The following is a 7,119-nucleotide window of genomic DNA, read 5'->3' as shown; positions in this document are numbered from 1 at the left end:
AGCTACGGAATCTTACTTCTTTATTTTGAACTGTCGTTCCTTGTTTGAAGTGATGCAAAAGTAGGGCTTTAATCCTGTTCCTGCAAATAATTTTGGCTTAAAATCATGCTTTGAGGTTTAATAAGCTGATTTTAAGCCAAAAAAATTAACCATTTTCCAATTCCATGATTTCTTCCGCCAGCTGTTCCCAACTCTCCTGAAATTGCGTCAATAATGCCTTCGCTGAGTTGTAAGAGCGTGTAGTTTCCTGTAACTTAGTCGCATCCGAATACACTGCTTCGTCGGCAAGTTTTGATTCTAAATTTTTAACTAAAATTTCTTGCTCTTCAATTTTTTGTTCAAAAGACGTTAGCTCCTTATTTTTTTTACTCAACAAACGTGTTTTATCTTCCGTAAGTGGTTGCTTTTCTTTCTTTACTTTGGGTTCTTCCTTGATTTTTTTCTCCGTTTTTACGTCCGCCTTTACGACGCGTTTTGCAGCCCATTCTTCATACTCCTGATAGGTACCTGGGTATTCCTTGATCTGTTTGTCTTCAATGTACCAGATTTTGTTTGCTACATTGTCTAAGAAATAACGATCGTGGGAGACAACGATAAATGTACCTTCGTATTGCTGCAAGGCCTGGATCAGAATGTTGACAGACTGCATATCCAAGTGGTTGGTAGGCTCATCGAGCGCTAAGAAGTTCGCGTCCGCGGTTAATGCTTTTGCAAGGGCCACACGCGATTTCTCACCTCCGGAGAGTACTTTGATCTTTTTGAATGCATCATCACCAGTGAATAGAAAACATCCAAGGATCGAGCGCAATTCAGTCTCTGTATGCTTCGGTGCAAAAGTTTGTAACTCGGCAAGGATGGAATTTTCCAGGTGCAGCGCTTCCAGCTGGTGTTGCGCAAAAAATGTCTGCGAAACATTGTGTCCCTGTTCTGCTTTTCCTTCAAACTGGTGATCCGCATTGGCCACGATACGTAAGAGAGTAGATTTACCTTTACCATTGGCACCAATTAGGGCTATTTTATCACCCTTTTCTATAATGGCTGAAGTATTTTTTAGGATCTCCAGGTTAGGGTATGACTTGGAAATATTTTCCAATGTCACGACGTGGCGCCCCGAAGGTTTTGAAAATTTAAAGCTGAAGTTTACCGTAGGATTGTCATCGTCTACATCGTCAATTCTCTCCAAGCGATCTAATGCTTTGATGCGCGACTGCGCCATTTTGGCTTTAGAAGCCTTGGCGCGGAAACGCTCGATAAGGCGTTCTTCCTGTTTTATCTTGGCTTGCTGGTTTTTGAATTGATTGGCCTGCAATTCATTCCGTAGTTCCTTCTCTTCAAGATAAAAACTGTAGTTACCTGCATAAAGTGTTAATTTTCCTTTACGTGATTCTACGGTTTTCTTGATGATGCGGTCAAGAAAATATCGATCGTGGGAAACAATCACAATGGCGCCATCAAATGCTTGCAGATAGTTCTCCAGCCATTTGATGGAAGGTAAGTCCATGTGGTTGGTCGGTTCATCCAATAACAGAATATCTGGAGTTTGCAATAAGATACGGGCAAGCATAACCCGCATACGCCATCCTCCGGAGAAAGTGGCCAATGGTCTTTTCTGTTCTTCTTCGGAAAAACCTAAACCGGCAAGGATTTCATGGGCCTTAAATTCGATGTTATAACCATCTAAAGCCTCAAATTCTACTTGTTTATCACTTAGTTTATTCAGGATTTCATCTGAATAATCTGTTTCTAGTTTGTGGAGTAAGTCCTCGATTTCAGCATGTAATTGATTTTGGCGCTCAAAAGCTTCCATGGCAACATGCAAAATGCTTTTGTCAGAATGGTACGACAATAAGTCCTGGTTTAAATAACCAATCTTAAGGTCCTTCGCCATGGAAATCGTTCCTGATGTGGGCGTATATTGACCGACAATAAGGCGAAGTAAAGTCGATTTACCTGTACCATTGGCACCGATCAAGCCAACTTTATCTCCTGGTTTGATATGCCAGTTTGCTTCGTCATATAAAGCGCGAGATCCTATTTCAAATGTTAAATTATTTATTGATATCATTTCAACTGCAAAAGTACAAAAGTAATGAATATTTCTTCTTCTTTGAGTAACTTTGCGATTATGTATAAATTAGTCAAACCTATATTCTTTACAATGAATCCGGAGACGGCTCACCATAAAGTGACCGGTGGATTGAATGTTTTCTCAAAAATTTGGGGCGCCAAACAATTATTGAATGCTTTTTTTACCGTGGAAGATCCACGTTTGGAACGCGAAGTCTTTGGATTGAAGTTTAAAAATCCGGTGGGCCTTGCTGCTGGCTTTGATAAAAATGCGGAATATATTGCGGATATGACTAATTTGGGATTTGGTTTTATCGAAATTGGAACGGTAACTCCTAAGCCGCAACCGGGCAACGATAAACCCAGGATGTTCCGCCTTGTTCCCGATGAAGCGTTGATCAATAGAATGGGATTTAATAATCAGGGGGCAGATGTTGCCGCTACAAGATTGAAAAATCTAAAGGATCGAAAAGGATTGTTAATAGGGGGAAATATTGGTAAGAATAAGGTGACACCCAATGAAGAAGCTGTCAATGATTATATTTATTGCTTCAATGCATTGTTTGACTACGTGGATTATTTTGTTGTTAATGTGAGTTCTCCGAATACACCGGGCTTACGGGATTTACAGGAAAAGGAGCCTTTAAAACATATATTGAATACTTTACAAAGCCTCAATATCGCAAAATCGGCTCCGAAGCCCATCTTGCTTAAAATAGCGCCCGATTTGACGGATAGTCAATTGGATGATATTGTCGAGATCGTTTTGGAAACTCAAATTGCAGGTGTTATCGCAACGAATACGACGATTTCAAGAGAAGGCTTACAGAGCCAACAGGAGCTGATCAATGAAGCGGGTGGTGTAAGTGGACGTCCTTTGACCAAACGTTCAACGGAAGTGATTCGCTACTTAAGTGAAAAATCCAACAAGGCATTTCCGATCATCGGTGTAGGGGGGATTCATTCGGCGAAAGATGCCATTGAGAAGTTAGATGCTGGAGCCAGTCTCATTCAAGTTTATACCGGTTTTATCTACGAAGGCCCAGGCTTGATCGCAAAGATTTGTAAAGGTATTCTTCAAACTGGAAGATAAGGATTAGTATGGCCGTTGATTTTGATCTGAAAGATTTCTTGGATAAGAAAGTTGATGAATATAATCAACCTGGTTTTATTCCAAATGATCCCATATCGATTCCCCATCAATTTTCCCGGAAGCAGGATATTGAGATCATGGGATTTTTGGCTTCCATCATGGCTTGGGGACAAAGAAAGACGATTATCAATAAATGTAATGAACTGGTGGCTCGTATGGATGGTTCGCCATACGATTATATTGTAAATCACCAAGAACAGGATTTAAAGACCTTGCTGGGATTTAAGCACCGTACCTTCAATGATACCGACATTCTTTATTTTGTTTCTTTTTTTAAGCATCACTATGCGCATTTCGAATCTTTGGAGGATGCTTTTCTCGTAGGACAGGAGAACAGGGAAGAGGTCGACCTAGAAATGGCATTGAATGCCTTTAAAACCTATTTCTTTTCCTTACCTGATTATCCTGTTCGCACGCGGAAGCACATTAGTAGTCCAGCACAGAAGTCAACCGTCAAGCGGATCAATATGTTTTTACGCTGGATGGTCAGAAAAGATACAAAAGGTGTAGATTTTGGTATTTGGCACCGCCTGTCCCCAAAAGATCTCATCTGTCCCTGTGATGTCCATGTCGAGCGTGTTGCCCGCAAATTTGGTCTAATTACGCTGGATAAAGTGAATTGGAAAACAGCCCAGGAATTAACAGCCAATCTGCGTTTACTGGATCCGCTGGATCCGGTCAAATATGATTTTGCGTTATTTGGATTAGGCGTTGAAGGGGAAATGTAAAATTAATGCATGAAGAAAAAAAAGCCTCCTTGCCAATTATAATTGGCAAGGACGCTTTTTTTATGCCGCCACCTATCCTAAGATGATGATGAGGTAGCAAACTTATGCGAGCCTATCGATCTTGATCAGAAGGTCAACCAAACGATTGGAATAACCAAATTCATTGTCATACCAGCCCACAACTTTGACCAGACCGCCCACCACCGAGGTTAACTGCGCATCAAATACACATGAATAGGGGTTATTGATGATATCTACCGAAACGATAGGGTCTTCTGTATAAAATAATACGTTTTTTAATTCGTCTTCTGCAGCAGCTTTGAATGCTTTATTGATTTCCTCTACAGTGGTTTCTTTCTCGAGCGTACAGGTAAAGTCCGTCAATGAACCGTTGAGTACGGGGACACGTATCCCGGCTCCGCCAAGCTTATTCCGCAGATGCGGAAAAACATTGGTAATCGCTTTAGCGGCACCAGTAGTTGTTGGAATGATCGCCGACGATGCTGCCCGCGCTCTCCTTAAATCTTTATGTGGTGCGTCGTGAAGATTCTGGTCTCCCGTCATGGAATGAACCGTGGTAATATAGCCATCTCTGATGCCCCAATTTTCATCCAATATTTTAACGAGGGGAGCAACATTGTTTGTTGTACAGGAGGCATTGGATAAAATCGAAGCAGATAGATCAATGACACTGTCATTAATGCCCAATACCACTGTTGAAATGTCTTTATCTTGTGCCGGGGCGGAGATAATCACTTTTTTTGCACCAGCTTCCAGGTGGAGAGCCGCTTTGTCACGACTGGTGAAATACCCTGTAGATTCGATGACAATATCAATTTGAAGCTCCTGCCAAGACAGTGCTGCAGGATCTTTTTCATTGGTAACCAAGATGGAAAGACCATTGACAATAATATGTTTTTCATCGTGTGTCACGGTGCCAGGAAAAGGACCATGTACAGAATCGTATTTAAATAGGTGGGCTAAGGTCTTCGTATCTGTCAGGTCATTGATGGCAATGACCTGCAGTTCATCGAAAGCCTCCCGTAAAAAGATATTACGTAGTGTATTCCGACCGATGCGTCCGAATCCATTGATTGCTATGTTTAGCATTTCAGATTATTTATGAAATTGGCTTATTGCTTCGTTAATATTTTTTTCACCTTCCCAATGTGCTTTTAGTTTTCCGTCCGCACCATAGACGTAATTTGCGGGAAATTGTGAAGGTACGTGGATGGTCTGTATAAACGTTTGGTCTTTATCAATCAATACCTCTACGTTGGATGCTTTGGATAGTTTAGGTGCAAAGGTGTCAAAAAAACCTAGTACTAAGGCCGGATCATTCATGGAAATATAATAAATATTGACGTCTTTTATACGATCAATATTCTTTTCAAGCTCCGTAGCTTCATGTTGGCAATGACTACACCCGGGATCAAATAGAATAAAAACGGTATTCTTGTCTTTAGCAACGTTTTCCTGCGTAACACGGATGCCCGAACGAAGCTGATAAAATGTGAAATTAGGAAGAATGGCTGCAGGGTCGGAAGATTGCTTTGGCGCAGCTTGACTAGGATCGTGGTCTGCATGATCATGACCTGCATGATCATGGCTGTCAGCACTGGCTTCCTGCGTAGTATTTGCAGTTTGATCTGTTTTCGGTTTGTTGTTGTTGCATGAGGAAAGAATGCCGGCGGCCAATAACGCTGTCACTCCTAAGATTATCTTTTTATTCATAGAATACGTTTGCTTTTAAATCAGTTTTCGTGATTTTATCGTTTTAATGTTTATGCTTAATACATCGTCAATTTTTACGTAGAAAGTATTGAAGAATGTATTATACTAATGATCAAAACTATGAAAAAAAAGGGATTCTTAATCGTAGAAATTCATTTATGACAGTATACTGGATATTAATGCATGTTGTGATCAAAACAATTTAACCTGTTGCAGTTCCTTTATTCTATGATGTCAGGACCGTCATGCGTAGACTTTGAGTCTGTCAATGAGGTAGATTGAATAATTTCTGGCGTACTTCTTCCAAATTCAATGCTATACACTTTCAATAATACACCCACACAAGATAGGATTAGTGGACCGAAGATCAATCCCAGCATACCAAATAGGTTTAATCCCAGCAAAACACCGAATACCGTTATTAAGGGATGAACGTCACCCAACTTTTTCAATATGGTAAATCGAAGTACATTATCAATACTACCAATAATAATGATACCATATAAGGCAAGACCTATTGCATTTCCGGACTGTCCATTCGCCAGTAGAAAAAGCGCTGCCGGTAGATACACCACCATGGTTCCCAAAATTGGGATTATAGTGGAAACTGCGGTAAGAATTCCCAGAAAGATCGGGCTCTCTAAGCCAAAGAACCAATAACCAAGCCCCGCTACAATACCTTGGCATATAGCCAAAATCGGGATGCCGATTGCATTGGATTTTACCATCATATCAAACTCTTTCCACAACTCGGCTTTACTGGTTTGGGTGAAAGGGATCGCTTGATAAATGGTTTGTTCTAGTTTTTTGCTGCTAACCAACATAAAATACAACACAAATAGCGCTACCAGTATATTGACACCAACTTCCGCAACGGAATTCAGAATATTGGGTATAAATTTAGCTGCTTTTTGAAGCGTTCCCATTAAGGCGGTATCAGAAAGATCGATATTGCTTAAATAGGGGCTATCTTTAAAGTACGTTTTGATCGAGTCAAACTTGTGCATCAGATCGTCTTTGTTGCTAATGACTTCTGTTACCTGAGGTACCATGTAGTTGATTAACAGATAGAGTGGCCCTACCAAGAATATGATAGTCAATAATATCAATAAAATACTGGCGAAAGATTTATTCCATTTTTTTTCTTCAGTCAACTTAAAATTGATTTTTCTAAAAAGAATATATAAGGTAACTGCTCCCAGAAAACCGGGGAGGTAGTAGAATAAGCTTGTAAAGATCAATATACATATCGCCAATATGATGACGATTAGCATGATTTGATTGATGGAATTATTGTTGATTTGTTTGTACTTCATATAGCTGACAAATATACTGTCTATCGATTGTTATTTATCGTATGACAATATTTTTTTGGAAAAAGTTTTGTCTGGTTAAAATAAACTTTCTTTTTTATAATTTCAATGTTTTATTGTATTT

At 39.9% G+C, this 7,119-nt stretch carries 6 protein-coding genes; 2 read left to right on the top strand and 4 right to left on the bottom strand.

Going from position 1 to position 7,119, the window contains the following annotated elements; all coding sequences use genetic code 11:
- Positions 1–145: 145 nt before the first annotated feature.
- Positions 146–2,065: an ABC-F family ATP-binding cassette domain-containing protein gene (locus B3297_RS09440; RefSeq protein WP_070568943.1), complete on the bottom strand. Its 1,920-nt coding sequence runs from the start codon at positions 2,063–2,065 to the stop codon at positions 146–148.
- A gap of 60 nt (positions 2,066–2,125) precedes the next feature.
- On the opposite strand from B3297_RS09440, the gene B3297_RS09435 reads away from it, so the two are divergent.
- Together B3297_RS09435 and B3297_RS09430 are read left to right on the top strand one after the other, a co-directional pair.
- The gene (locus B3297_RS09435) at positions 2,126–3,160 is read left to right on the top strand and encodes a quinone-dependent dihydroorotate dehydrogenase (protein WP_070569103.1); all 1,035 of its coding nucleotides are present in this window, start codon (positions 2,126–2,128) and stop codon (positions 3,158–3,160) included.
- Positions 3,161–3,168: 8 nt separating this feature from the next.
- Positions 3,169–3,948 (top strand): TIGR02757 family protein, encoded by a 780-nt coding sequence (locus tag B3297_RS09430; protein WP_172462523.1) that lies wholly within the window; start codon positions 3,169–3,171, stop codon positions 3,946–3,948.
- 102 nt (positions 3,949–4,050) lie between these two features.
- Here the strand turns inward: B3297_RS09430 and gap are convergent, their stop codons facing one another.
- The 3 genes from gap to B3297_RS09415 all read right to left on the bottom strand — a co-directional run bounded on the left by gap (position 4,051) and on the right by B3297_RS09415 (position 6,998).
- Positions 4,051–5,058, bottom strand: a complete 1,008-nt coding sequence (gene gap / locus B3297_RS09425) for a type I glyceraldehyde-3-phosphate dehydrogenase (protein WP_070568938.1) — start codon at positions 5,056–5,058, stop codon at positions 4,051–4,053.
- Positions 5,059–5,064: 6 nt separating this feature from the next.
- Positions 5,065–5,682, bottom strand: a complete 618-nt coding sequence (locus B3297_RS09420; protein WP_070568934.1) for a TlpA family protein disulfide reductase — start codon at positions 5,680–5,682, stop codon at positions 5,065–5,067.
- Positions 5,683–5,903: 221 nt separating this feature from the next.
- Complete coding sequence (locus B3297_RS09415; RefSeq protein ID WP_070568932.1) at positions 5,904–6,998, bottom strand: AI-2E family transporter; 1,095 nt, start codon at positions 6,996–6,998, stop codon at positions 5,904–5,906.
- Positions 6,999–7,119: the final 121 nt, after the last annotated feature.

It is taken from the genome of Sphingobacterium sp. UBA3519, assembly GCF_002377215.1.
Lineage (GTDB): Bacteria > Bacteroidota > Bacteroidia > Sphingobacteriales > Sphingobacteriaceae > Sphingobacterium > Sphingobacterium multivorum.
The sequence above is the reverse complement of the archived record's forward strand: the minus strand, read 5'-3'. Positions and strand labels throughout refer to the sequence as shown.

Excerpts from the sequence above, each read along its gene's own strand:
- B3297_RS09440 (WP_070568943.1), bottom strand. The coding sequence starts at position 2,065 with ATGATATCAATAAATAATTTAACATTTGAAATAGGATCTCGCGCTTTA.
- B3297_RS09435 (WP_070569103.1), top strand. The coding sequence starts at position 2,126 with ATGTATAAATTAGTCAAACCTATATTCTTTACAATGAATCCGGAGACG.
- B3297_RS09430 (WP_172462523.1), top strand. The coding sequence starts at position 3,169 with ATGGCCGTTGATTTTGATCTGAAAGATTTCTTGGATAAGAAAGTTGAT.
- gap (WP_070568938.1), bottom strand. The coding sequence starts at position 5,058 with ATGCTAAACATAGCAATCAATGGATTCGGACGCATCGGTCGGAATACA.
- B3297_RS09420 (WP_070568934.1), bottom strand. The coding sequence starts at position 5,682 with ATGAATAAAAAGATAATCTTAGGAGTGACAGCGTTATTGGCCGCCGGC.
- B3297_RS09415 (WP_070568932.1), bottom strand. The coding sequence starts at position 6,998 with ATGAAGTACAAACAAATCAACAATAATTCCATCAATCAAATCATGCTA.